Annotated in this window: 19 protein-coding genes; 12 read left to right on the top strand and 7 right to left on the bottom strand. The window is 60.5% G+C overall.

Annotated elements, in window-relative coordinates; translation table 11 throughout:
- Positions 1–55 precede the first annotated feature (55 nt).
- The 7 genes from AB7813_RS27630 to AB7813_RS27600 are packed head-to-tail and all read left to right on the top strand — an operon-like array spanning position 56 to position 8,239.
- Entirely contained in the window at positions 56–1,657 is a 1,602-nt protein-coding gene (locus tag AB7813_RS27630; protein WP_441228879.1) for an amidohydrolase, read from the top strand.
- Positions 1,654–2,655, top strand: a complete 1,002-nt coding sequence (locus tag AB7813_RS27625; RefSeq protein WP_175366951.1) for a CobW family GTP-binding protein — start codon at positions 1,654–1,656, stop codon at positions 2,653–2,655. Before AB7813_RS27630 ends, AB7813_RS27625 begins: the two co-directional genes overlap by 4 nt.
- 16 nt (positions 2,656–2,671) lie before the next feature.
- The gene (locus tag AB7813_RS27620; RefSeq protein ID WP_439062509.1) at positions 2,672–4,300 is read left to right on the top strand and encodes an ABC transporter substrate-binding protein; all 1,629 of its coding nucleotides are present in this window, start codon (positions 2,672–2,674) and stop codon (positions 4,298–4,300) included.
- A gap of 32 nt (positions 4,301–4,332) precedes the next feature.
- Positions 4,333–5,313 (top strand): ABC transporter permease, encoded by a 981-nt coding sequence (locus AB7813_RS27615; protein ID WP_231077849.1) that lies wholly within the window; start codon positions 4,333–4,335, stop codon positions 5,311–5,313.
- Entirely contained in the window at positions 5,310–6,212 is a 903-nt protein-coding gene (locus AB7813_RS27610) for an ABC transporter permease (RefSeq protein WP_441228878.1), read from the top strand. The genes AB7813_RS27615 and AB7813_RS27610 overlap by 4 nt, the downstream gene beginning before the upstream one ends.
- Positions 6,213–6,215: 3 nt before the next feature.
- Positions 6,216–7,211, top strand: a complete 996-nt coding sequence (locus AB7813_RS27605) for an ABC transporter ATP-binding protein (protein WP_441228877.1) — start codon at positions 6,216–6,218, stop codon at positions 7,209–7,211.
- Entirely contained in the window at positions 7,208–8,239 is a 1,032-nt protein-coding gene (locus tag AB7813_RS27600) for an ABC transporter ATP-binding protein (protein WP_231077851.1), read from the top strand. Before AB7813_RS27605 ends, AB7813_RS27600 begins: the two co-directional genes overlap by 4 nt.
- A gap of 36 nt (positions 8,240–8,275) precedes the next feature.
- Here the strand turns inward: AB7813_RS27600 and AB7813_RS27595 are convergent, their stop codons facing one another.
- Positions 8,276–9,436, bottom strand: a complete 1,161-nt coding sequence (locus AB7813_RS27595; protein WP_441228164.1) for an IS30 family transposase — start codon at positions 9,434–9,436, stop codon at positions 8,276–8,278.
- Positions 9,437–9,714: 278 nt separating this feature from the next.
- Here AB7813_RS27595 and AB7813_RS27590 point away from each other — a divergent pair, with 278 nt between their 5' ends.
- Complete coding sequence (locus AB7813_RS27590) at positions 9,715–12,909, top strand: ATP-binding protein (protein WP_441228876.1); 3,195 nt, start codon at positions 9,715–9,717, stop codon at positions 12,907–12,909.
- 20 nt (positions 12,910–12,929) lie between these two features.
- Here the strand turns inward: AB7813_RS27590 and AB7813_RS27585 are convergent, their stop codons facing one another.
- From AB7813_RS27585 to AB7813_RS27575, 3 genes are read right to left on the bottom strand one after another with little or no spacing between them, the layout of a single operon-like run.
- Positions 12,930–14,513, bottom strand: coding sequence for a Dyp-type peroxidase (locus AB7813_RS27585; protein ID WP_441228875.1), 1,584 nt, complete (start codon positions 14,511–14,513; stop codon positions 12,930–12,932).
- Between the two features lie 6 nt (positions 14,514–14,519).
- Positions 14,520–16,586 carry a hypothetical protein gene (locus AB7813_RS27580; RefSeq protein WP_441228874.1) on the bottom strand — a complete coding sequence of 689 codons (2,067 nt, stop codon included), beginning with the start codon at positions 16,584–16,586 and terminating at the stop codon, positions 14,520–14,522.
- Positions 16,583–17,917, bottom strand: a complete 1,335-nt coding sequence (locus AB7813_RS27575; RefSeq protein ID WP_441228873.1) for a cytochrome P450 — start codon at positions 17,915–17,917, stop codon at positions 16,583–16,585. The genes AB7813_RS27580 and AB7813_RS27575 overlap by 4 nt, the downstream gene beginning before the upstream one ends.
- A 458-nt stretch (positions 17,918–18,375) precedes the next feature.
- On the opposite strand from AB7813_RS27575, the gene AB7813_RS27570 reads away from it, so the two are divergent.
- Positions 18,376–18,648: a hypothetical protein gene (locus tag AB7813_RS27570; protein WP_147421613.1), complete on the top strand. Its 273-nt coding sequence runs from the start codon at positions 18,376–18,378 to the stop codon at positions 18,646–18,648.
- A 117-nt stretch (positions 18,649–18,765) separates the two neighbouring features.
- Here AB7813_RS27570 and AB7813_RS27565 read toward each other — a convergent pair whose 3' ends face one another.
- From AB7813_RS27565 to AB7813_RS27555, 3 genes are all read right to left on the bottom strand, one after another.
- Positions 18,766–18,903, bottom strand: coding sequence for a hypothetical protein (locus tag AB7813_RS27565; RefSeq protein WP_176454725.1), 138 nt, complete (start codon positions 18,901–18,903; stop codon positions 18,766–18,768).
- Positions 18,904–18,967: 64 nt separating this feature from the next.
- Positions 18,968–19,708, bottom strand: coding sequence for a Crp/Fnr family transcriptional regulator (locus tag AB7813_RS27560; RefSeq protein WP_439057451.1), 741 nt, complete (start codon positions 19,706–19,708; stop codon positions 18,968–18,970).
- 1,904 nt (positions 19,709–21,612) lie between these two features.
- Positions 21,613–22,119: a cysteine hydrolase family protein gene (locus AB7813_RS27555; RefSeq protein WP_439062502.1), complete on the bottom strand. Its 507-nt coding sequence runs from the start codon at positions 22,117–22,119 to the stop codon at positions 21,613–21,615.
- A 90-nt stretch (positions 22,120–22,209) separates the two neighbouring features.
- On the opposite strand from AB7813_RS27555, the gene AB7813_RS27550 reads away from it, so the two are divergent.
- From AB7813_RS27550 to AB7813_RS27540, 3 genes are all read left to right on the top strand, one after another.
- Positions 22,210–23,145 (top strand): GlxA family transcriptional regulator, encoded by a 936-nt coding sequence (locus AB7813_RS27550; protein WP_439062501.1) that lies wholly within the window; start codon positions 22,210–22,212, stop codon positions 23,143–23,145.
- 359 nt (positions 23,146–23,504) lie between these two features.
- Entirely contained in the window at positions 23,505–25,124 is a 1,620-nt protein-coding gene (locus AB7813_RS27545; protein WP_439062500.1) for an FAD-binding protein, read from the top strand.
- Complete coding sequence (locus AB7813_RS27540) at positions 25,121–25,441, top strand: 4Fe-4S dicluster domain-containing protein (protein ID WP_439062499.1); 321 nt, start codon at positions 25,121–25,123, stop codon at positions 25,439–25,441. Before AB7813_RS27545 ends, AB7813_RS27540 begins: the two co-directional genes overlap by 4 nt.
- Positions 25,442–25,443: the final 2 nt, after the last annotated feature.

Genomic DNA, 25,443 nt, shown 5'->3' with positions numbered 1-25,443 from the left:
GGGTGGTCCATTGAGCCAGGATACGATTGTTTTTTCGGCCCGCAAGATCGTGACCATGAACCCGTCACGCCCATCCGCCACGCATGTCGCAGTGCAGAACGGCCGGATCGTCGCAGTCGGCAGCTTCGACGAGATCGTCGCTACCAGCGGCGCCAAGGTCGACGACCGTTTCAAGGACAAGGTGCTGCTGCCCGGCTTCGTTGAAGGCCACAGCCACATCATGGAAGGCATGATGTGGTCGCTGCCTTATGTCGGCGCCTTCGACCGCCGCTCGCCCGAAGGCAAACTCGTCCAGGGCCTGCCGGATATCGATGCCATCGTCGCGCGGCTGCAGGAAGCCGAGGCAGCGATGACCGATGCCGAGGCACCGCTCTTCGCCTGGGGCTTCGATCCCCTGCATATCGGCAGCGTGTCCCTGACGCGGCAGGATCTCGACCGCGTATCGACCACGCGGCCGATCATGGTCGTGCATGCATCGTTCCACATCAGCAACGTCAACACTATCGTGCTGCAGCGCGCCGAGCTCGATCGCACCACCAATATTTCCGGCGTGGTGATGGGCAAGGACGGCGAACCATCCGGCGAAGTCCAGGGCATTGCCGCTCGGTTTCGCGTGTTCCGCGTGCTCAGCACCAATCCACTGTCTGGCAATCTCACAGCCGATGACGTCAACCGCTACGCGGCATCGTCGTGCATTCAGGGCGTGACTACCATCACCGACCTGCACAACGATCTTGCTGACCTGACCATCGAGGTCTATCGCGCCGCAAGTCGGCGCGATGATTTCTCGGTGCGCCTGGTCCCGGCCATGGCCTCGGTGTCGCACAGCCCGGAACAGGGCGTCGAGAAGATCAAGACACTGAAGGCGTCGAACAATGACAAGCTTCACTATGGCATCGTCAAGCTGGTGGTCGACGGCTCGATTCAGGGCTTTACCGCGCGGCTGCGCTGGCCGGGCTATCACAACGGAGCGCCCAACGGGTTGTGGTACATCGCGCCGGAAGAACTGCCGTCCATCGTTGCAGCTTACCACAATGCGGGCATCCAGCTGCACATCCACACCAATGGCGACGAAGCCACCGAAGTGGCGCTCGATGCCGTCGAGGCCGCGCAGATCGCAAAGCCGCGGCCCGATCACCGCCATACGCTGCAGCATTGCCAGATGGCGGATGCTGCGCAGTTCAAGCGCATGAAATCGCTCGGCATGTGTGTCAACTTGTTTTCCAATCACATCTATTACTGGGGTGACTCGCATTACGAGCTGACCATGGGTCCGGAACGCGCCAACAGACTCGACGCCACCGGTACCGCGCTGCGCGTCGGCGTTCCCTTCGCAATCCATTCCGACGCCCCGGTGACGCCCCTGAGCCCGCTGTTCACCGCCTGGTGTGCCGTCAACCGCGTGTCGTCGAGCGGACGTGTGCTCGGCAAGGAGACCGAAGCGCTGACCGTCGAACAGGCGCTTGCCGCGATCACGATCAACGCCGCCTATACGCTGAAGCTCGATCACATCGTCGGCAGCATCGAGGCCGGCAAATATGCGGACTTCGCGGTACTTGATGAAGATCCGCTTGAAGTCGCGCCGGAGAAGCTCAAGGATATTGCCATCTGGGGTACCGTGGTCGGTGGCCACGTGCGGGAGGCGCCACGGGCATGACGGCAGCGTCATCAGCGAAAATTCCCGTGACGGTGGTCGGCGGCTTTCTCGGCGCCGGCAAGACGACCTATCTGAATCACCTCCTTCGCACCGGCTCCGCCCGCTATGCCGTGCTGGTCAACGACTTCGGCGCGGTGAACATCGACGCCGGCCTGATTGCCCAGCACGACGGCACCACCATGACGCTGACCAATGGCTGCGTCTGCTGCAGCATCGGCGGCGGCTTTCTGGATACGCTGGGCCGGATCCTCGACGACGCCATCCCGTTCGATCACATCATCATCGAAGCGTCGGGCGTCGGTGATCCCTGGCGCATCGCCGAGATCGCACTGGTGGAGCCGAGCCTGCGCCTGAATGCTGTGATCGTGGTCGCGGATGCATCCCGCATTTCAAAACTGCTGATCGACAGTCACGTCGGCGACACCGTGCGCGGCCAGTTCGATCGCTGCAGTCTCGTGCTGCTCAACAAGGTAGACCTGCTAAACCGCACCGCCGCCGATGCGGCCCGCGCCACGGTCGCGGCGCTGCGTCCCGACATCCAGATCATCGAGACGACGGAAGATACGCTGCCGGTCCTGCCGGACGGCGAGGTCAAAGCGACATCGCGCTTTGCCGCGACCGCCGTGAACGACAGCGTCGATCATGAAAGCGCGTTCCACCGCTGGTCGTATCGGCGCAGCGGCACGTTCGATCGTGGCCAGCTTACAGCAGCACTAGCCGCATTGCCGCCGCAGCTTTTGCGCCTCAAAGGACAATGCCGGATCGCCGGTGATGCGTCGCCAGCGCTGCTGCAGATGGTCGGGCAAGACTGGGCGCTGACACCCGCTCCCGCCGATATGACGGCTCAAAACGACATCATGCTGGTCGGCGTCGGCACCGACGCTCTGCCCGATGCCGCCGCGCTTGATGCCATTCTCGATGGCGCGCTGATCCAGGTTTCACAAACACACCCGACAACGGCGGACCTCAACCGTCGGCACGCTGCATTCACCCTCTGAGAGAAGGACCGACAAGATGTCTTCGATCTGGTCACGACGACCCCGTTCGCTGAAAGCGTCTCTTCTGGCCTGCGCTCTGGGCCTTGCCCTCGTCGCAACCGCCATCGCGCCAAGCGTCAAGCCGGCACTTGCCGCCGACGGCGGCACGCTGGTGATCGCCTCGACGCAGGTGCCACGCCACTTCAACGGCGCCGTGCAGTCCGGCCTCGCCACCGCGATGCCGTCCACGCAAATCTTCGCCAGTCCGCTGCGCTATGACGACAACTGGAATCCGCAGCCTTATCTCGCAAAGTCGTGGGCGGTCGCGCCGGACGGCCTCTCGGTGACGCTGAAGCTGGTCGACAATGCCCTGTTCCACGACGGCAAGCCGGTCACGTCCGAAGACGTCGCCTTTTCAATCATGACCATCAAGGCGAACCATCCCTTTCAGAGCATGCTGGCCGCTGTCGATAAGGTCGATACGCCCGACCCGCTCACCGCTATCATCCGCCTGAAGCATCCGCACCCGGCGCTGCTTTTGGCGATGTCGCCTGCACTGATGCCGATCCTGCCGAAACACGTCTATGGCGACGGCCAGGATATCAAGGCGCATCCCGCCAATCTGAAACCGGTCGGCTCAGGCCCCTATCGCCTCACCGAATACAAGCAGGGCGAATATTACACGCTGGAGAAGTTCGACAAGTTCTTCATCACCGGCAAGCCCAAGCTCGACAAGATCGTCGTCAAGCTGGTATCGGATTCCAATGCCGCAGTGGTCTCGCTTGAGCGCGGCGACGTCAACGTGCTGCCGTTCGTCTCAAACACCCGCGACATCGAGCGCATCGAGAAGATGCCGAACGTGATGGTCATCGACAAGGGCTTTGCCGGCGTCGGTCCGATCAACTGGCTCGCCTTCAACACCAAGAAGAAGCCGCTCGATGACGTGCGCGTGCGTCAGGCGATAGCATACGCAGCCAATCGCGAGTTCATCACCAGCAAACTGATGGGCGGCAAGGCGAAGACCGCCACCAGCCCGATCGCCCCGGGATCGCTGCTGCTGGAGCCCGGCGTCGAGATGTACAAGCTCGATCTCGCGAAGTCGGCGAAGCTACTCGACGACGCCGGCTATCCGAAGGCTGCCGACGGCACGCGCATGAGCCTCACCATCGACTATATCCCCGGTGACGAGGAACAGCAGCGCAATGTCGCCGAATATCTGCGCTCGCAGCTCAAGCGCGTCGGCATCAATCTGGAAGTCCGTGCCGCGCCGGACTTCCCTACCTGGGCGCAGCGTATTTCGAATTTCGACTACGACTTGACGATGGACAACGTGTTCAACTGGGGCGATCCGGTGATCGGCGTCAACCGCACGTACCTTTCGAGCAACATCCGCAAGGGCATCATCTGGTCGAACACCCAGCAATACAGCAACCCGAAGGTCGACGAACTGCTCGCCGCAGGCGCGCAGGAGACGTCGCCCGAGAAGCGCAAGGCATTGTATTCGGAATTCCAGAAGATCGTCGTTAACGACGTGCCGATCTATTTCATCAACGGAGCGCCGTATCGCAACGCCTTCAGCAAGGGCCTCGGCGGTCTGCCGACGTCGATCTGGGGCATGATGTCGCCGCTCGACGAGCTTTATTGGGAAGTGCCGCCAAAGACCTGATGGTCTTCGGCTCACTCTGACGGTCCAGCACCATGAACCTCGCTCTTCACATTCTGCGTCAGGTGGCCAATGCAGTTGGCCTCCTTATCGCCGTGCTGGTCCTCAATTTCTGCCTGATCCATGCTGCGCCCGGCGATCCCGCTCTAGTGATCGCGGGCGAGATGGGCGGTGCGTCGGCCGACGTCATCGCTGCACTGCGGGTCAAATACGGCCTCGACAAGAGCCTGCTCGAACAGCTCTTCACCTATCTCGGCAGCGTCGCCACCGGCGACTTCGGCTATTCCTATTATTTCAATGCCCCCGTGACCGGCCTGATCGCCCAGCGCATTCCGGCGACGCTGTATCTGGTGCTGTCGGCGCTGGCGATCTCGGTGGTGATCGGCACGCTGCTCGGCGTCGTCAGCGCCCGCAAGCCGAACGGGCTGTTCAGCCAGGGCGTCACCATCATCTCGCTTGCGGGCTATGCCGCGCCGGTGTTCTGGACCGGGCTGATGTTGCTGCTGCTGTTCGGATCGGTGTGGCCGATCCTGCCGGTGTCGGGCATGACCGACGTCGCGCGGCCCAAGGTCGGCTTCGCGCATGTCGTGGATATATTGCAGCATCTCGTGCTGCCCGCGACCACGCTCGCACTCGTCTTCATCGCGCAATATAGCCGGCTCGCCCGTGTCAACATGATCGATGCGCTGACGGCTGACTACGTGCGCACCGCCCGCGCCAAGGGCCTGCCAGAATTTATCGTGATCGGCAAACATGCGCTGCGCAACACGCTGATCCCGATTGTCACTGTCGCCGGGCTGCAATTCGGCCATCTGTTCGCGGGCGCCGTGCTGGTCGAGACGGTGTTCAGCTGGCCCGGCATGGGACGGCTGGTGTTCGAATCCATTCTGCGCCGAGATTATCCGACCCTGCTCGCCGTGCTGTTCTTCTCGGCAGTCTTGGTCATGGCCGCCAATATCATCACCGATCTGGTCTATCGCCTGGTCGATCCGCGCATCCGTTCGGGGGCCCGATGACCACAATAGAATCCACCGCCATCAAGCCCGATAGGACCGCGCTGCCCGTGAGCGCCGCGGCGTCGCCCACGATGGCCGCGCTGCGCCAGTTTGCCCGCAGCCCGGCGGGCGTCGTCGGCGCGGTTGTGCTGCTGTTTCTGATGCTCGCCACCTTGTTCGGGCCGTCGATCTATGGCGTCGATCCGCTCGACATTGCCGGCGCGCCCTTCACGCCGCCGGATGCGGTCACCTGGCTCGGCACCGACTATCTCGGCCGCGATATCCTGGCGGGGCTGCTGCAGGGCGGCCGTGCCACGCTGACTGTCGGCGGCGTGGCAGCGATCATCACCATCGTGATCGGCGTCACCATCGGTTCGCTGGCCGGCTTCTTCGGCGGCCCCATCGACACGGCACTGACCAAGATCACCGAGTTCTTCCAGATCCTGCCACCGCTGCTGTTTGCCATGGTACTGGTCACTCTGTTCGGGCAGACGCTGACCACCGTGACCATCGCGATTGGCGTGGTGAGCTGGCCGTCTGCCGCGCGCCTGACCCGCGCGGAGTTCCTGCGCTTGCGCAATCTCGATTTCGTCAAGGCATCGCGCGCCGCCGGCGCGGGCAATGGTCACCTCATCCTGCGCGTCGTGCTGCCCAATGCGCTGCCGCCGATCATCGTCTCAGCGACGCTCGCGATCGGCGTGGCCATCCTGTTCGAAGGCGGATTGAGTTTCCTCGGCCTCGGCGATCCCAACACCATGAGCTGGGGCCTTATGCTTGGGCAGAACCGCAATTATGTGCTCAATGCCTGGTGGACCGTGGCGTTTCCCGGTGCTGCAATCTTCATCGCGGTGCTCGCCATCAGCCTGATCGGCGACGGCGTCAATGACGCCATCAATCCGCGCCTGCGGAAGCGAGGCTGAGCGATGCCCCCCGTTCTCTCCGTCAAGGATCTCAGCGTCTCGATGAACGGCACCAAGGGCATGGTGCCGGTGCTTGAGCATCTGTCATTCGACGTCGCGCAAGGCAAGACCATGGCGCTGGTCGGCGAGTCCGGCTGCGGCAAAAGCATGACCGCGCTCGCGATCATGCAGCTATTGCCCGAAGACTTTCGCGTCACCTCCGGCAGCATTCTGCTGGATGGCGTCGAGGTTTTATCGGCATCACCCAAGGAGTTGCGCAGCCTGCGCGGCGACAAGATGTCGATGATCTTCCAGGAGCCGATGACGGCGCTCAACCCGCTCTACACGGTCGGTGACCAGATCGGCGAGGTCCTGCGTCAGCACCGCGGACTGAGCCGCCGCGATGCCCATGCGCAAGCGATACAGTTTCTCAAGGCGGTGCAGATCCCCGCGGCCGAGAAACGCGTCGATGCCTATCCGCATCAATTGTCCGGCGGCATGCGGCAACGTGTGATGATCGCCATGGCGCTGGCCTGCAAGCCGAAGCTTCTGATCGCAGACGAGCCGACCACTGCGCTCGACGTCACCGTGCAGGCGCAGATCTTCGACCTGCTCAGCGAATTGCAGGACGACACCGACACGGCCATCGTGCTGATCACCCATGATCTCGGCGCCGTCGCCGAACTCGCCGACGATGTCGCCGTGCTCTATGCCGGCCGCTGCATCGAACAGGGCGCCGCACACGAGATCATCGCCCGTGCGCGGCATCCCTATACGCGCGGGCTGATGGCCTGCGTGCCGCATCTGCAGCTCGGCCGCATGAGCAACCATGCCTCGGCCGAGCTCGATGAAATCCCAGGTATGGTGCCGCCGCTCGGCGCACGCGGGCCGGACTGCGCTTTCCTGCCGCGCTGTGCCTTTGCCGGCGCGATCTGTCGCGCACAGCCGCAGCCGCCGTTCGATCGCATCGATGCCGGTGCCGCCGTATCGTGCTGGCGTCATCAGGAGATCACACCGTGAGCGATGGCTTGAATATATCTGCGCCCGCAGACGTCCTGCTCGACGTCAACGATCTCGTGGTGCACTTCCCGGCCGGACGCCGCGGCATGTTCGGTCCACCCTCGAAGGTCCACGCGGTCGACGGCGTGAGTTTTCGCGTCCGCCGCGGCACCACCTTCGGCATCGTCGGCGAAAGCGGCTCCGGCAAATCGACCACTGCGCAGGCGGTGATGCGGCTGATCCCGATGACCTCCGGCCAGATCGTGTTCGGCGGCGAGAACATCGCAGACTTCCGCGGCGAGAAACTGCGGCTGGCGCGCAGCAAATTCCAGATCGTGTTCCAGGATCCGTTCTCGGCACTGGATCCGCGGCGCCGCGCGGGCGATCTGATCCGCGAACCGCTCGACCTGCTCGGCATCGGCTCGCCACGCGAGCGCGAGGTCCGGGTCAAACAGCTTCTGGAGGAAGTCGGCCTGCCGCCGCAGGCGGCTGATCTGTTTCCGCATCAGTTTTCCGGCGGCCAGCGCCAGCGTCTGTGCATTGCACGTGCGATGGCGCCAGAACCCGACCTGATCGTCTGCGACGAAGCGGTGTCGGCACTCGACGTCGCTATCCAGGCGCAGATCCTGAACCTGCTGAAGAAGCTACAGCGCGAGCGCGGCCTGACCTATATCTTCATCTCGCACGATCTCGGCGTGATCCAGCATTTCTGCGACGAGATTGCGGTGATGTATCTCGGACGCATCGTCGAACAGGCGCCGGCGCAGGTGTTCTTCTCGGCACCCTTGCATCCCTATAGCTGGTCGCTGATATCAGCCGCCGCACCGCCCGGCCCGCTGCGCGACCGGCTGAAGAAGGACTATCTGGTCAAGGGCGATCCACCGAGTCCGGTGGATCCACCGCCCGGCTGCCGCTTCGCGCAGCGCTGCCCGTTCGTGGTGGAGCGGTGCCGTGACGAATTGCCGATCCTTCAGGTCGAGGCCGAGGAACACTTCATCGCCTGCCATCGGACCGGCGAGATCGCCCCTCCGGATTTTGCATCCCTGTGAGCCGTCGCTGTGGGGCGTCCGCATTGCGCGGCGAGTTCAACCGATCGCTGCAACACACTCGGCGAACTTCTCAGCTGGCGTCTGATAGAGCAAGGTTTTTCGCGGCCGCTCATTGAGCTGTCTTGCGATGGCGCTAAGCTTGGCTTGACTGTGTAAGGACAGATCGGTGCCGCGCGGCAGATATTGGCGCAGTAATCTGTTGGTGTTCTCGTTTGATCCGCGCTGCCATGGGGAGCGAGGGTCACAAAAGTAGATGTCGACGTCGGTGGCCAATGCCAGTCGCTGATGGTCGGCGAGCTCCTTGCCTCTATCCCAGGTCAGGGACCGGTAGAGTTCGCCAGGCAATCGCCGTGACTGCTTGATCAGCGCAGAGACGACGCTTTCGGTGTTCTTGTTCGCAACCTTGATCAGCATCACGTAGCGCGAATGGCGTTCAACCAGCGTTGCGATGTAGCTATTTCTCGATCCGCCGATCAGATCGCCTTCCCAATGGCCTGGGACCGCACGATCTTCAACAGACGGCGGTCGTTCGCTGATGGATACGGCGTTCTTGATCTGGCCGAGTCCGGTCCGTTTCATGCTCGCGTGCCTAGAACGACGAACCGTGCGTTTCGCCCTCAGGTGCTCGAGAAGCTCCTTTTTCAACACGCCGCGCGCCTGAATGAATAGGCTGCGATAAATCGTCTCGTGTGACACCTGCTTTTCAGGCTCCGCCGGGTGTGTGCGCTTCAGCCAGCCGGCGATCTGCTCCGGCGACCATTGTCTCTGCAGTAGTCTCGATACTGTCCGTCTCAGGAAAGGACGGCAAGCCAGCTTGCAAAGCTTGGGGCGACGGGCCCGATCCCACGCGCTGTGATCAGACTGCGCAGCACGGTAGCGATCCGTTCCGCCATTGCGTTGAACCTCACGGCTGATCGTCGACGCAGATCGTCCCAGATGACGCGCTATCGATCGCAAGGAGCGGCGCATGCTGAGCCATCGGGAGATCTCCTCTCGCTCAGTAAGGCTAAGAGCCCGTTCGGCGCGACGCCGATCTGGCGGACGGATGCCTCCGGACGGAGATATAACCGAGAAAACCGATGAAGAATCCCGTTCAAACCGACGCCCAATCGAACTCATCGGCTCGCCTGCCTGCCAACGATCCCAGATCAAAGATCGCTGGGCTGCCGAGTAATAGATGCGAGGTCGCTGTTTCATGCCTGCACTCCATCTTTCCCATAAGATTAGAGTGTTGCGCTGACCAATTGAGCCCGCCGCCAATTGCTGTCACTCATATGTTCGTCGACGCTTGCAGCATGGCGCGCCTATTGCGCTGTCCCCATCCAAATCGGGCGAACCGTCCGATTTGGTACTAGGCGCAACTGGCCGACGCTTTCCAGATCACACCACGCTCACCCTGGCCTGAGACATAGCTCCCGACATTGCCATGATCGCGCAATTGGATAGATTGCTTGCTCCGCCGGAAAGGGTGAAAGGTGGCATCCAAAGAAGGGCACAACCTATTGGACGATTCCGCGAACCAATGCGCGTATTGCGGGTTCACGATGCAATTGGATGCACGCTTTTGCGGTGGCTGCGGGCGGCCAAGGGCTGCTCCAACTGCGCTTGGCGTTCATGCACTCTCATTCCTGCAATCGCAAATCCCGCCAGAACTCGCTGAGCGTATCATGCGGTCCGGCACATCCATGCTGGGCGAGCGCAAACGTGTCACCGTCCTGTTTGCCGACATCCAGCGGTCGACCGAACTCATCGACCAGTTGGACCCAGAAGAAGCGCTGGAAGTTATTGGCCCAGTGCTCAAGCGGCTGATGGACGCCGTGCATGAGCACGATGGGTTGGTCAATCAGACGCGCGGTGACGGCATTATGGCGCTCTTCGGCGCCCCCATTGCGAGCGAAGACCACGCCGTCCAGGCCTGCCGCGCAGCACTGGCTGCGAGAAATGCGATCATCGAATTCAATCGTCTGCATCAGCGCTCGATCAGTATCAGAATTGGCCTGAATTCCGGACAGGTCATCATTCATTCGATCGGCAACAATCTGGCGATGAACTATGACGCCGTTGGAAAAACGGTTCACCTCGCCGCCCGAATGGAAGCGCTTGCCTCCCCTGGCTCGATCAAATTGTCGTCCGACACCTTCCAACTCGCGAAGGGCTTCATCAGCGCATTGCAGCTCGGGCCCGAACAAGCCAAAGGGGTCGCCGAGCCGGTGGAGACCTATGAACTGGTGTCGATGCGGCCGCGCACCCGCTGGCAGGCTCGCTCATCCGGCGGCCTCAGTCCGCTGATCGGACGTCGGACAGAATTAGATTTCCTCAAGAAACTGCTGGATAACGCCGCTGCGGGACACGGACGCGCGGTTACCATTGTCGGCCCTGCCGGGATCGGCAAATCGCGTCTGGTCCATGAGTTCATCGCCAGCGTTCCAGAAGAATGGCTCGTCCTGCAGACGACCTGCGCTTCTCAACGCGCGAACTCCAGCTACTATCCCGTCAGCACGTTGATACGTGAGCTCTTCGGCGTACGCGCCGAGGATAGCCCCGCCTCAGCTGCCAGCCGGACCAGCACCCGTGTTGCCCGCCTCGATCCAAATCTGCCCCCACATCTTCCGGCCATCCTCTCGCTCCTGGATCTCAACAGCGAGGACGAAGACTGGAAAAAGCTTGAGCCATCCGAAAGACGCAACAAGGTCATCGACGCCATGAAGACGCTCGTCTTCTCGCAGGAACGGTTGACGCCCTTGCTCATCCTGATCGAGGACATCCACTGGGTCGATGCCGAAACCCAGCTCATTCTGAACAGCATCATGGGGATGCTCGATAACGCCCGGGTCCTCGTGGTCGTCACGCAACGCCCGGAACGCATCTGGTCCGGCCGAGCGGTTGAACGCCTGGACATCGCGCCGCTCAGCGAACCGGACGGTGATCAACTGCTTGTATCGCTGTTGGGCGATGACGGAAGTCTGGGCTACATCAGACGACGTGTCCTCGCGAAAGCGCAAGGCAATCCACTCTTCGTGGAGGAACTGGCCCAGGCACTCAAAGATACGAAGGTGCTAGTCGGCGATCCGGGCCGCTACAAAGTCAGCGATGGATCGTCTAATATCAAAATCCCCGAGACCATTCATTCCGTTCTGGCATCGCGTATCGACCTACTCGATCAAGCGACGAAATCGCTTTTGCAAATGTCCGCCGTGATCGGCAAAGACATCTCATTGATCCTGCTGTCCGGCATGGTTGGAACTGATCCCGACGAACTGGCTCCTCGTCTTCTGGCGCTCGAGTCGGGGGATTTTCTCAGAAAGGCCACTACCTCCGGCACGGTCGAATATTCGTTCAAACATGAGCTCACGAGAGAAGTGGCCTACGGCATGATGCTACTCAGCGTCCGTCGCTATCTCCACGCCAAGGCGATCGAAATTATCGAGCTTCGATTCGCCGACCGTCTCGACGAACATATCGACCGACTTGCCGACCACGCGTTTCTCGCTGAGCTATGGCAAAAGGCGGTTCCGTATCAGTTGCGGAGCTGCCGTCGAGCAATCAAGCGTGGCGCCAATCAGGATGCGATCGCCATTTACGAGCGTGGTCGCGAAACGCTGGCGCATTGGCCGCCGTCATCGAAGAAAACCATCTCTGAAATAGATCTGCATCTGACGGTGATTACGGCGCTCGAACCAATCGGCATGCATCAACGTATTGCCGACGTCTTGCGTGAGGCGCGCCGGCTGGCCGAAGAATCCCGGGAACCATGGCGGATTGCGGCGGTGAATTGTCAGTTGACAGTCGCACTCTGGAGACTTGGCTATCACGTCGAAGCCATGACCGCTGCCCAAACGGCACAGTCGATCGCAGAGAAGATCGGCCAACCCGTCCTAACCTTTGCCGCTCTCCACAATGTGGGCATCATCCACCATGAAACCGGCGACTTCACGCAATCGCTTGCGTATCACGAAAAATGTCTCGCGATCGAAACACCAGAGATCGACGAGAAGCGCGCTGGATGGGCCGCGCTTCCCAGCGTGATGCTTCGGACTTTCATGGCCGATTCACTGATCGATCTCGGTGACTTCTCTCGCGCAGAGGCTCTTGCAAAAGAGGCAAGGCTGTTGGCGGTGGCGGCGAACCACTCGTATTCACGCGCCAACATTAATCATGTTTTTGGTCGGCTCCGGATCGCGCAAGGGCGCCCTGTCGAAGCGCTCGCGCTGCTGAATGAGAGCTGGCAGACATGCCTCGATCTTGAGATGAAACAGATGTACCCGGTCTTCGCGTCCCGGATGGGCGAAGCCTATCTCGCATTGGGCGATGTCGAATCTGCGCTCAACATCCTCGCAGTGCCTGAAAAGCTGGATATTCCGCTCGCTGAACACGCATTCGGCTGGCGCTTTCTGTTCATCGCTCAAGGTCGTGCTTTCCTTGCCGCCGGCCGCAGCAAGGAAGCCAAAGCCGTAGCTGAAAGAGCGCTAGCACTAGCGGAAGAGCGCGGAGAATTGCCACAGCAAGTCTACGCCAAGAAGCTTCTGGGCGACATTGCCCATATTCTCGATACGAGCAACACGACCACCGCAGAACGATACTATCGCGAAGCGCTCGGTCTCGCCGAACGGTGCTCCATGCAGCCTTACACGACGCTCTGCAACGATGCGCTTGCCACCTTGGTTGCCTGAATCAGACCCTGGCTGCGAGCTCAATCGGCCAGGGCGCGGATGGCATTGATACCCGGCAGGAAAAAGTACGCCCCACCGCGCACCGTGACAAAGGGGCGAGGTTTTTCGATATGGAGATTGAACGGTCTCTGCTGAATGACGAGTTCATCTCCGTCATGGGCAACATGGCTAATCGGATCGGTCCCGACGGGCAGTCCCCCGAACTGAGGATTGTTCAGCCACGAATGCTGGATTATCTCGAACTGGCCAGCGATATCGGCGTTCAACGCGATGAACGCCGTCCCGCGCCGAGAACCCTTGCCGGTTGTCTCGTCCTGCTCGCCGCGCCTGGCTCCATAGGGCCGGCCGCGCCTGATAATGCGATGCATCTTGGACAGCTTCAGTGCGACATCCGGGTCGGAGCCAATGGCATCGCGCGGATTGGCACGGCGAATATGCGCGCCAATCGGACAGGCCATCCCTGCCTCGTCTTCGTAGGCGTAAAGAAAATCATTGCGTTCGGGTGCCGACGGTGAATCGGCGCCGGCACGCACCAGCGGCGCACCGTTGCGGTACCGACCGATCAGCCGTGCCGCAACCTCCTCTGTCGCCTCGACATCGGCTTTGCCATGCATTCGGGTAGCGAGGCTGGCAACAAATTTCTCGAAGGCGTCCACGTCCTGCTCCAGTTGCCGGAACACCAGGTAGGTTCCGTTACGCAGCAGATCGCGCAGATTGGAGCCGGGCTTCACGGATTGGCTGCTGATGCGCTCCCGACGTTCATTGCGATAGCCGAGCACAAATTCGCCTGGCTTGACCAGGGAGATGCGGCGGTCTTTTGCGCTCAGGACCTTGTCTCCTTCGCCACTGCCCGCGGGGGTGTGACCTGACTTGGCTTTTTTCTCGTTCTTGGCGTTTTCCTCGCTCCGGATCGCCAGGGGCGACCCCTCGATGATCGGCTGCGAGATGCCGTCGACGAAGCCGAAATGCTCCTTGGCATCGTCATAGAGGCGGCCATGGACGATGACGGGCCGGCCGTTGCCTTGGTCACCAGTCACAACAACGTCAGCAACGCCGTTCATCGCGTGCAGCTCTGCCTGGACAAGGGCCTGCAAAACATGTTCTTCGGATGCATAAAGCAACAGCATGCCGTGCACCTCGGCGGACGGCCCCCATCCGCCCCACTCCCATCGGCATGGTGAGCTTTCTCCCGCGTCGCCGAGAAGGCCGGAGCGTCGGGGCATCCGTCTGCCAGACGTCGGCTTCGGCGCCATGCCTTCGAGAAATTCCACGGAGAAGTCCGACAGCCGATGCTCGTCGAGATCCAGTTCCCGGAGGCCACTGGCAGTGATGGCCAGATTGATCGCCGTCCGATCGCCAACACGCATGGCCTTAAGTGCCCGGATGTTCGTCGGCGGTAACTGCAGATCCGTCGCGCCGTCGTCTTCCCCTTCAATCCTGTCCGCGCGCATCAATCGCTCGGCCAGATCGCGCAGCCAGCGCTTGGCAGCATCCCGCTGGCCTGGAAGAAAGTGCCAGGCCACATAGGCGGAGTACGGCAATTGCGGATAGCCGCTTAACAGCAGCCCCTGCACATCATGCCATTCGATTTTTTCCGTGTTCATGGTTTTTCAAAGACGTTGGAGGAATCGATCGATAGCCGGCGAACTCAACGGAGCGAACAGATCTTGTCTGGTATCGGTGTTCGCATTGATGCCGACAACACCGAGCATAGGATAGGCGCCGTACCAGACGATGGTTTCCACCTGGCTCTGCCGCACATAGGCCTTGAACGGCCTCGCATCCTGCGCGCCTTGCCAGAACAGAAAACGCGTGGGCGGAAAACCGTAGCGTTTCCCTGCCGCGTTCACGAACGTATTGGTCCAGATCGCATTCAGCCCCTTCACGGCGGCCAGATCGATGAACTCGTTGAGGTAGCTCTCCCAGGCACCGCCGAAATTGTCGAGAAATAGCAGACGCCGGCCACCATCGATCAGCACCCAGCGCGCCGAGAGGATGGTTGGGATGCCGCCAAGCTCACCCTTGTTGAACCAGAATTTCGCGAGAACATTGACGGCGAACAGGACCAGTCGAAGGATCCAGTATCGAAGGACACCCGGCTTTACACAGGTGATGCTGGCCAGATGATTCTGGTACCGGTTAATTCCGGCTTCCTCGCGCGCATATTTGCGCGCGTTGTCGCGAGCCCGGATCAAAAGACCTGCGGGATGTTCAAACGTCGTCCTGTCGCGATACTCGAGTGCCCCAACCACGCACAGAGCCAGCAGTCCGACGAGATAGCCGGCCATCACGCCGCTCCATCCCAACAGAACCATCAGAAGCCAGCCGTAAGTGAGCGATCTGGCCATTCCAGCCACGTTGCTGATGACCGTTTCCGGCAGCAGCGCTGCAACGAGCAGGACGCCGACCGAGACCAGAAGGAACATGGCGAACTGGATGACGTCCAATGCCATACGCCGCAGATTCTCGCGCGTCTTGCTGAGAGGCTGAAGCTCGACCATCAACTGCAGCGATGTCGTGCAATACCAGCCGACGAGCAACAGCACCCCAATGCAGACAAGCTGGAACATGACCACCAGCACCGCACCCAGCGACATCAGGATCCCACTCGGACCATCCACCAATATCCCGGCCCATGTCGGTGATCTGTCAACGCCGGAGATGACCGCGAGCGTGACAACACCGATGAGCACACCGAGCAGCGCGTATCGTGTAACGACCGCCAATTGCAGCGGAAAGCGCCAGAACAGATGCTGGTCGCGGGTATTTTTGCTCGCACTTCGGAGAAGAAGTTCTGCCGCCCGGACCACCAGCCACATCACGCTCAATAACATCAAGCCGGTCAGCGTTGCCGGCTGTATGACTTCGGTGAGCTGTGAGACCCACGGCAATGCCGATACCTTTGTATCGAGATGCTGCGTTGCGTGACCGACCGTCTCAAGCCATAGCGGCAACACCGCGTAGAGCGCTGACGGTCGATAGCCCAAAGCCCAGCACACGAGTGCGCCCAGAGCGCATGCCAGCAGCGCAACGACGATACCAGCCGCAACAGCGATCTGGGTTCGAAGCGTCATCTGCCATGGCAATTGCGCCGGCTGCTCTGCCCAGCGATTGTCGGCACTGCCGCGAATGCACTCTCGTGTCACGAGATCGAGCAACCCCGCCGGGCGACCGGGCAAGATCGCATCGACGAGAAATCGCGCCGAAAGAAACGACACGATTCCCTTCCGAACGCTGTTCTCGCCTTTGACCTGCACCACCGTGCGGCCGGGACTGCCACTAAAGAACGTATTCGCACCGACGTCATGGCGCTCCCAATACTCCCGGACCAGATTTGGGGTCGTTGTTCCTGACAAGGGATAGCCGACACACCGGCGGTAGACCTCGTCGAAACCAATTGGTGCATACTTTAACAGCTCATCCAGAAAACCCGCTCTCGGGCCATCGAACGTTGCCTCGAATACGAGACAAGGCCCGCCCCCGTCGGCAGCGTCCAGGATGACAAAACTACAAAAATGCAGACCTGCAATCTTGTCGAATGGAAACAATGGGCGGCACTCAAGAAACGCTGCCTCACCGCCAAACTGCGGGTCGGCATTGTCGCGAAGATAGCCCCTGCACCATTCAACTTTGGACGGTTCGATCGGCGTGATGATCGTTGTGAAATTCGGATTCAATGGACGGGCTCCGATCCATTCGCATTGAACGTCACGCGCAGCGAGCAAGGTGCTGGCCCGTCATAGCCGACCTGACCGCCCTGTCCGGGCGCGCGCGCCAGACCCGGCAGGCGCATCAGCGCGCGGACGATCTCCAACATGACCACGTCAGCAATGTATTTGCCGAAACAGTGGCGCGGCCCGAAACCGAAATGAAAGTAACTCTCGATGGGACGATCGCGAAATGTGAGCGGGTCTGGAAATGCTTCGGAATCGAACATGGCCGCCAGCGGCGGTGCCAAGACAAGCGTCCCGGCAGGCACCCGCCGGGCCCGCGGGGTGCCGTTGGCGATGATCGTATCACGCGGGCATGTTCGCACCAGCAAAGGCAGCATCGGACGAAACCGCATGGCTTCATAGATGCAGCCACGTAACGCCTCCCGCGCCGCTGCGAGCTGGCCATTCGGCGCATCAGCGGCGACCGATCCTTGATCGGTGTGGATCGCACGCTCGAGTGCAGCGGACAGTGCCTGAGCATGCGCCAAAGCCCCGGCCTGCTCCAGCAACTGATCCACGGCATGGGTGACACCGCGGATAATGGTGGCTCCGCCCGTCGCAACCAGCCCGGTCAGATAGCAGCGAATCCATTCCTCATCAAACCAGGGCGGGTTGCCCGGCTGACCATGGCGGCGCTGCAACCGTGCCAGCAGGCTGTGAGCTGGAATGGATGGGTGCGATGCAGCGGCAGTAGTGGGGCCGCCGGATCCAAGCTGCTGCGTCAGTTGACAGGTCAGATCTGCGATATCGGCGCGAGACCGGCTCCACGGAAGCGAACCAACTGGCGGGTTGACCATAATGATGCCGGCCAGATTCCGCATGACGCCTGCCATTCGCTGCCGGTCTCCATTCAGTGGAGGGACGCCAAAGTATTCGGCCAGGACGGCAACCATCACCGGCTCCGCCAGATCGGCGACAACGTCGATCTGGCCCGAGTCCTTCAATGCCTCGATGCAGGACTGGCAATTCTCGGAAGCGATCGTCCGGATGAGCCGGGCATCAGTCTTCTCGACCACGCTCTGCAGCATTTCCCTCTCGCGGGCATGCTGCTCTCGCCCATCGACCGTCATCAGAAACGGTCCCCAGGGCATTCCGGGCTCGATGGTGTCGCCCAGTTCAAAGTCGTCGAAGCGTTCGAGCACCTCGCGTACATCGCTGGCTTTTGTCGCCACAAGGACGTTGCCGACGATCGTGATGGGCCGCACGACGCGCAGCACCGCGAAGACCGCCTTGAACAACCGAAGATGGGAGAGCACGTGGCAGGACAGCCGATATTTGACGAGCTCGCCCCACATACGCAGGCGTCGTCCGAAGCGATCCACAGCGCTGGCGCCACCTGGATCGAGTCCATTGGGATCAGCCAGCTTCGAGCCGGATATGCCGGTTGCCGACTGATCCGGCGTATCGTCGCCGACCACCTGATCCCGGAATAGTTTCAATGAATGTTGATCCTGGCCGTCTGCCGGCAGCACCAGATCCTTGGTCTCGCGAATCCCATGCATCGGTGCGCCTATTCGGCTTGGGTTGGAGTGCTCAGCAATAGAACAAGAGCGTTTGTAGTTGTAGAACTATCTATATTCCATCGAAGATAGCTCGCCAAAACTAGGATTGTTATCATACTTGCAAGCCGCAATAACCAGCCGCTGGCCAGCGCCATCATGGCCGACACGTTAGCTGCCGCATTTCCCCGCGTCAGTGAACTAGATCACAGACAGCCGTCCATTCATTCGCATAGTAGCCTTATGGAGGCCAAATGCGACCAACGACAACACAACAACTTGCCATCGAAGCCATGCTCAACAGTCTGCTGGGGCCGCGTGTTTACGACCGCTTGTGCCTGGGTATGAAAGTCGGAGGAATGGATGAGGACGTCCTCTACGTCTTTGTCTCCAATGAAGCCTGCGCAGCGGAGATCGAAGCGGTTCACACGGATGATTTTGCCCTGGCCGCCGAGCACGTGCTGAATCAGCCCGTCCGCTGCGTGAACGTCATCCCATACGATTTCTCGGATCTATCGAGCCCATAGCGGACGCCCCTCACCTTTCACCTTTAAGGGGAACCAACCCTTCGCGTTAGCGAGCTCACTGTCGCCACACGCAGACGAGCCGCCCATTCGGGATGGGGGCTCCCACCGATCTGGCGTCTAGAAGCTCTTTATCGGGTTGCCGAGCAGCACCGTGACAGCCAACACCACAACGACGCCATAGAGGATAAACACCCCGAGTGTGAGGCGCCGGTAAATGCGGCGATAGGTTTGCTCCAATTCGTCGACGGATGCCATGCCGAATACCTCCTGATACCCGGCCACTAATGGGCCAAACACCAACGAAGTCATGTGAACCACATCACACCTTGAGCGGCCGCCCCGACGCATCAAGGGTTGCAGGCTCGGCTTCGGCAACAGCCGCTAGCGCCTTCGGCTTGAGGATGGCGATGCTGCCGGGCTCAAGGCGGATCCACCCTTTCAAGGACCAGGCACGAAGTTGCTTGTTGATGCTTTCTCTAGTCACTCCGACCATCTCGCCGATCTCTTGTTGAGTGACGATAAAAGGACGGCCGACGTCGGAAGGCTCGTGCTTCGAGGCCAAACCGATCAGCAGGTTCGCTAGCCGCGCAGGCAGGTCCTGCAGAATGACATGCTCGACCTGTTCACTCGTCCAGCGCAGACGGGCGCAAAGCAAGTGAATGAACTTCATGGCCAGCATCGGTTGGGATTCGATAAATGGAAAGAAATCTCGCCGGTCGATCACGATAAGCTCGCAATTGGTGTGAGCAATCGCATCGGCCGTTCGCGCAAGCCCGTCGAGCAACGCGATCTCCCCGAATACCTCACCTTTCGTCACAAGATTGAGGATGGCGCTGCGTCCCTCAGATGAGGCGACGCTCATCTTGACGGCGCCGCTCACCACGACGAAGAGACTATTGCCGGGATCTCCTCTCACAAAGACGGTCGCCCCGCGTTTGAACTTTCGGAAGCTCGCATACTGGCATAGTTGATCTAATGCCTTGGCGTCGAGATCAATGAAAAATGGATGACTGCGTAGTATCGACAATCGGGGATTGATCTGAGAAACGCCTCGCGCCATCACAAGTGCTGCTCCATGCCAGAAATATTCAAAACAAGGCTAGACACATTGGTAGTGTGACGAAGCCCCCTCTCAAGGGTCATAGCCTGCCATGAAGACTTTAAGAAGTGACGCAGGATTTTATCGCAAATAATGGCAGAAAACGACGAGGAGTTTTGCACTGACACCAATGATTTCTTTGCGCCCAGAAGCTGCCATTCGAAGTCGGCCGGCGGACTGTATAAGAAATGCGTATTTCTTATACAGTCCGCGCTTCGGATATCTTCTTGTTTCTTTCTTATACAGCCGGCTGCACGCCCAATGATTGGATAGAAAAATGCAGTTTCTTATGCAGTTGACCAACGGAAAGCAGCTCTCACGCCAGATATCTAGAGCTTAGGCCGGGCGTAGCTGGCTGTTGTAGAGCCTCAGTGTAAATGTATGCTCGACTTGCTTCTCGGAATCTCCGCCGACCACCACGTTGTCCGGCACCTTGCCGTATCCCCACTCCCACAGAAGCTTGCCCCACTTGTCGTCGCCCTGGAGGGCTTTGAGCAGGCCGACGATGATGGTCGTCTGTAAGGGCTTCTTATCGTTATCGACTGCTTTCTTGATGGTGCCCGCAATGGCGGGCGGCAGTAGTTCTTCGCCTTCGAGTATCCGGCGAATCTGGGGCTGGAAAACTAATGATGCAGCCGTTTAAGAAGCCGCCTTCCGTTGCCAAGCCGGCGCTATACACGCGCAAAATATGAATAGCTGAAGCACTCCGATTTCTTTGAACTTGGCGCTCGCTGTCAAGGGCTGTAGCGCCTAACATAATGCGACGCTGGAAACGGGATGCCGACCCGATCACGATGTCGCTGAAACACCGCATGTTGAAAAGTGGGGCGTTGTCGAGGAGCACCGGCGGAGAGCCAGCGGTGGCGCTCTGGCGCGAGGATGCCGAGCGATGCACGACTCCTGAATGAAGTTATCCGGAAGGCCTGACCCACAACGTGTGAATTCGGCACGCAGACTCTATGCGTTCGCGGCTACCAACGCGACAGGAGCATAGATCCGATCGCCGACGTCCGCCCAAGCGTCACCACGCTTATTTGGCGAATATTCGACAGATTTTATGATAGACACGTAAGTGATTGAAATCATTGGCGCTCCGTAAGGGATATCACGGAACGGAAAGAAACCAATTTCCCCAATAAAATCAATAGGCGAACCTGCCCTATGTTGGGCATGTAGGACGTCATGTAGGACGTCGCAAAAACCGTTTTGTTCACGGTCTATCTGATCACCGCGACGCCATCCCCCTCCGCGAGGCGCAACTTATTCTCGCGGATTCGATACAGCCGCCGGGCCAAAAAGCTAGGGTTGCAACCGATACCGGACGACGGAAAGATCCTCTAAAGCCGATGGCCTACGCTAAGGCCGCATGGATGACTGAAATCCCTAACCGCCGGTCATTCGTTCGTTTAGCGAGCAATGTGATTGCGCTCGCCGCGGTCGGCGCCGCTGGCATTCGCTTCGTTGGGAGCGATTGACGCGTTCACGGCATCAATAAGAATCATCCCGGCAGCTCATCCTGATCGCATCGATTTCATTCACGTTCGGAAAGTCGATTGGCATTCGCCATTTCGGGCCCGCTTTTCGCGTTTGCCTATGCGTCTTCGGCCTTTGCACAGTCCGGGCCAACGCCTGACGTTACCGACAATGAAATCGTCGTCGGGCAGACAATGCCGTACGGCGGACGCGACTTCCAGCGCCAGTAGTAGCGAAAGCCGGCCTTGCGCCAACGCCCAAGCGTCTTGGGCCGGATGATTGTGAGAACTTTCAGGATGGCTGGAAAGCAGCTTTATTGGACCGTGATCGCTGCCATCACTTTCTGAGCACGAAATGACGCTGCCGGATTGACAGGACTATCTGTCGATATCTCACGAGCTCCATAGGTCCGTTACGCTGACGATAAGACCCTTCGATCCCAGAGCATTTAACGCGATATTGTGAACTGTCTCAGTCGGAGCACTGCAGAGTTCACCGATGACCCGGACCGACAGGTCGTCAGCCGCGCGCGATAGGGCGGTGAAGACGACACAGTTCTGCGTCATCATTCCACAGATCAGCAATTCGTCGGTTTTCGTTAAATGAGACAATAGTTCCGTCTCTTGGAAAGCGTCGGCGAACTGTTTGATGACGACAGGAGCATCGGCTGCAGCTGCAAGAACGGCTGGTCGGATGGCACTACCTGGGCCGTTTGCCGCGAACAAACCGGCGTCTGCCTTCGACACGTGTCGAACGAGGACGACGTTGTCTCCTGAAGCTCTTGCCCGCGCGATGGCGGACACGATGCGAGCCTCAATTTCATCGGGCTTCCATAGTGGAAGAAGGCCACCGGGGAAATATTCGTTCTGGACGTCGATCACGAGAAGCGTGCGGGTCATAATGGGGCTCCTGAGGTTTCAGCGACCTTTACTCGCGCACACCAGCGTCCGTCAGTGGCCCGATGGACATTTTTGGTGTAGATCGGGCCAATGCGAATTGCCGTCCTCGCCTACGATCACATCAGTCCTTTCATGCTGTCCACGCCGCTCGCAGTGTTCGGCGAACCGTTCCTGGCCAGCGGTCATCGGATCGACGTCTGCTCAAACGAGCCTCGTTTAAAGACCGCAGGCGGATTGACGATCGAGGCGAGCTATCCGTTGGAGGCGGCCCGCGAGGCTGACGTCGTGATCCTGCCGGGCTGGCGGAACGTCGACGAACCGCTGTCGTCGGATATCATCGCGGAAGTGCAAATGGCAGGCGAGCGCGAGGCGATCGTCGTCGGCCTTTGCCTCGGAGCCTTTGGTCTGGCCGAAGCCGGCTTGCTCCATGGACGCCGCGCGACAACGCACTGGGCTCAAGCGAAGACGTTCGCGCTACGTTATCCCACGGTCGACGTCGATGCCGGCGCACTCTTTATCGACGAAGGGCAGATATTGACCTCGGCGGGCATCGCATCCGGGCTGGACTGCTGTCTGCATCTGCTCGCCCGCATGTCCGGGCTCGGCGAAGCCAACCGCGTCGCCCGTCACCTCGTTCTTGCGCCGCAACGCTCGGGCCAGCAACCGCAGGTGCTTGAGCGCCCGGCGATCGGATCGTCCTCCGATCGGCGTGTCACCGAAATTCTGGAAGGGCTGCGCGCAGATCCGACCCGGACGCCGTCGCTCGACGAACTGGCGGAGCGTGCCGGCATGAGCCGCCGAAGCCTGTCGCGTCATATCCGCTCGCGGACCGGCGGCAACCTCGGACAATGGCTGAAGCAAGTGCGCCTGTCGCGCGCCCAGGAGATGCTGACATCCGGCGTACATGGCATGGAAGATGTCGCCCTTCGCAGCGGATTTCCAGATGCGCACGCATTGCGGTCAGCATTTCGTGCCGAGCTCGGGCTGACGCCGACGCAATGGATGGCGCGGCAGAAAATCGGCTGATCGCAGACCAATCGATCTGGAGCTGGCGATCGCCAGAGCTCCGTCATTCTAGAACCTCAATGACACGAAGATAGTTTTCGCCTCTCAATGATGGCGGCAACATCTCGATCATTTTCGATAACGTTCATTAGCCGAAATGAAATTCTTGTTCTTGCTGAACGAAGAGCGCACTCAATCGCGGATTGCGACGTCGGTCTCTCAAGGAAGCGATAGTTCTTTCTTCACCCCGCGCCATTGCGGCGTGTTTGTCCTCCGCTTGGAGCAATATCTGAAATTGCCAGAGCGAATGTTGTGGGCAAACATTCACGATAGCTTCTGACGCCTTGCGGGCGTATCTCGATTTGCAGCGGAGATATTAAATGAGCGACAACGCGCCTCGCGTCGATGCACGCACAGCGGACGCCGTCGAGCTCGATGCAGATGTGCTGGTGCTCGGCGGCGGCCCGGCCGGCACCTGGGCGGCAATCAGCGCTGCCGGCGAAGGCGCGCGCGTCGTGCTCGTTGACAAAGGCTTTTGCGGGACCTCCGGCGCCACAGCACCATCCGGCACCGGTGTCTGGTACATCGATCCATCGCCTGACAAGCGCGAGGCCGCGATGACCAATCGCGAGAAGATGGGCGGCTATCTGCAGGATCGCCGCTGGATGTCCCGCGTCCTCGACCGCACCTACGACCAGAGCAACAGACTGGCGGAATGGGGCTATCCCTACCCGACCGATGACAGCGGCCGATCTCAGCGCAATTCGCTGCAGGGGCCGGAATATATGCGGCTGATGCGCAAGCGCACCAAGGCCGCGGGTGTCACGATCCTGGATCACAGTCCGGCGCTGGAATTGCTGGTCGATGAAGCCGGCGCCGTCGCTGGCGCCGGGGGCCAGCAGCGCCAGGACGGAAAGCCATGGCGCGTGCGCGCTGGTGCCGTCGTCATCGCGACGGGCGGATGCGCCTTCCTCAGCAAGACGCTGGGCTCGAACGTTCTCACCGGCGACGGATATCTGATGGCCGCCGAACTCGGCGCCGAGCTGACCAGCATGGAGTTCTCCAATCCCTATGCGATATCGAGCGCATTCGGATCGGTGACCAAAACGCTGTTCTTCGGCTGGGGCACCTTCACCTATGAGGATGGGACGCCGGTGCCGGGTGCTGCGTCGAAGGGCGGCCGTTCGGCCATCGCGCGCGCATTGCTGCAGGGTCCCGTCTACGCGCAGCTCGACAAGGCCGATGCTGACATTCAGGAGGCCATGCGCGTCTCGCAGCCGAACTTCTTCCTGCCTTATGACCGCACGGGCGTCGATCCTTTCACCCAGCGCTTTCCGGTCACGCTGCGTCTCGAAGGCACGATCCGCGGCACCGGCGGCCTGCGCATCGTCGATGACAGCTGCGCCACCACCGTGCCCGGCCTCTATGCCGCCGGCGATGCCGCGACGCGCGAACTCGTTTGCGGCGGCTTCACCGGGGGCGGCAGCCACAATGCGGCGTGGGCGATGTCGTCCGGCTACTGGTCGGGCCAGGGCGCGGCACGTTACGTCAAGGGCACGCGCCGTATCCGCCGGAATGCAACGGGCGCCGGCACCGTGGGCCTGCAGGAAAGCACGCGCCCGACATTGAACGGCGCGACCCTTGCCACAGCCGTGCAGAACGAGGTCTTCCCGTACGAGATCAACTATTTCCGCGAAGCTGGTCGCCTGACGGCATCGCTCGCGCGCCTCGACACACTCTGGCACGACGCCACCAAGGCAGGCGCTGTGTCGGGCATCGACGCGGTCCGCGCGCGCGAAAGCGCCGCGATGCTGGCGACGGCACGCTGGATGTATCGCAGCGCGCTGGCGCGCAAGGAAACTCGTGGCATGCATCGGCGCGACGACTTCCCCGAGCAGGATCCGTCGCAGCGCCACTACATCACCACCGGCGGCCTCGACGAGGTCTGGACAGCTACCCGTCCGCACGCCGAAGCATCTCTTGCGGAGGCTGCAGAATGATCGAGGTCATCGATTCCGAAACTTGCACCTCCTGCAATATCTGCGTCCGCGTCTGCCCGACCAATGTGTTCGACAAGACCGACGGCATGCCCGTCATCGCCCGGCAGGACGACTGCCAGACCTGCTTCATGTGCGAACTCTACTGTCCGGAAGACTCGCTCTACGTTTCGCCCTTCGCGGACGAGCCGGTCAGCCTCGCAGCTGCGGAACTCAAGCAGTCCGATGTACTCGGCAGCTATCGACGCGCTGTCGGCTGGACCAAGGAAACGCGGGATCAGCGCGGCATCGATCGCAGCTATCGACTCTTCGGCCACTGACA

This window comes from Tardiphaga sp. 20_F10_N6_6 (assembly GCF_052076045.1).
GTDB classification, from domain to species: Bacteria; Pseudomonadota; Alphaproteobacteria; order Rhizobiales; family Xanthobacteraceae; genus Tardiphaga; species Tardiphaga robiniae.
The sequence above is the reverse complement of the archived record's forward strand: the minus strand, read 5'-3'. Positions and strand labels throughout refer to the sequence as shown.

Excerpts from the sequence above, each read along its gene's own strand:
- AB7813_RS27545 (WP_439062500.1), top strand. The coding sequence starts at position 23,505 with ATGAGCGACAACGCGCCTCGCGTCGATGCACGCACAGCGGACGCCGTC.
- AB7813_RS27565 (WP_176454725.1), bottom strand. The coding sequence starts at position 18,903 with ATGGCATCCGTCGACGAATTGGAGCAAACCTATCGCCGCATTTACCGG.
- AB7813_RS27575 (WP_441228873.1), bottom strand. The coding sequence starts at position 17,917 with ATGTGGGGCGAGCTCGTCAAATATCGGCTGTCCTGCCACGTGCTCTCC.
- AB7813_RS27550 (WP_439062501.1), top strand. The coding sequence starts at position 22,210 with ATGCGAATTGCCGTCCTCGCCTACGATCACATCAGTCCTTTCATGCTG.
- AB7813_RS27560 (WP_439057451.1), bottom strand. The coding sequence starts at position 19,708 with ATGGCGCGAGGCGTTTCTCAGATCAATCCCCGATTGTCGATACTACGC.
- AB7813_RS27605 (WP_441228877.1), top strand. The coding sequence starts at position 6,216 with ATGCCCCCCGTTCTCTCCGTCAAGGATCTCAGCGTCTCGATGAACGGC.
- AB7813_RS27555 (WP_439062502.1), bottom strand. The coding sequence starts at position 22,119 with ATGACCCGCACGCTTCTCGTGATCGACGTCCAGAACGAATATTTCCCC.
- AB7813_RS27620 (WP_439062509.1), top strand. The coding sequence starts at position 2,672 with ATGTCTTCGATCTGGTCACGACGACCCCGTTCGCTGAAAGCGTCTCTT.
- AB7813_RS27585 (WP_441228875.1), bottom strand. The coding sequence starts at position 14,513 with ATGAACACGGAAAAAATCGAATGGCATGATGTGCAGGGGCTGCTGTTA.
- AB7813_RS27610 (WP_441228878.1), top strand. The coding sequence starts at position 5,310 with ATGACCACAATAGAATCCACCGCCATCAAGCCCGATAGGACCGCGCTG.
- AB7813_RS27615 (WP_231077849.1), top strand. The coding sequence starts at position 4,333 with ATGAACCTCGCTCTTCACATTCTGCGTCAGGTGGCCAATGCAGTTGGC.
- AB7813_RS27570 (WP_147421613.1), top strand. The coding sequence starts at position 18,376 with ATGCGACCAACGACAACACAACAACTTGCCATCGAAGCCATGCTCAAC.
- AB7813_RS27595 (WP_441228164.1), bottom strand. The coding sequence starts at position 9,436 with ATGAAACAGCGACCTCGCATCTATTACTCGGCAGCCCAGCGATCTTTG.
- AB7813_RS27625 (WP_175366951.1), top strand. The coding sequence starts at position 1,654 with ATGACGGCAGCGTCATCAGCGAAAATTCCCGTGACGGTGGTCGGCGGC.
- AB7813_RS27630 (WP_441228879.1), top strand. The coding sequence starts at position 56 with ATGAACCCGTCACGCCCATCCGCCACGCATGTCGCAGTGCAGAACGGC.
- AB7813_RS27540 (WP_439062499.1), top strand. The coding sequence starts at position 25,121 with ATGATCGAGGTCATCGATTCCGAAACTTGCACCTCCTGCAATATCTGC.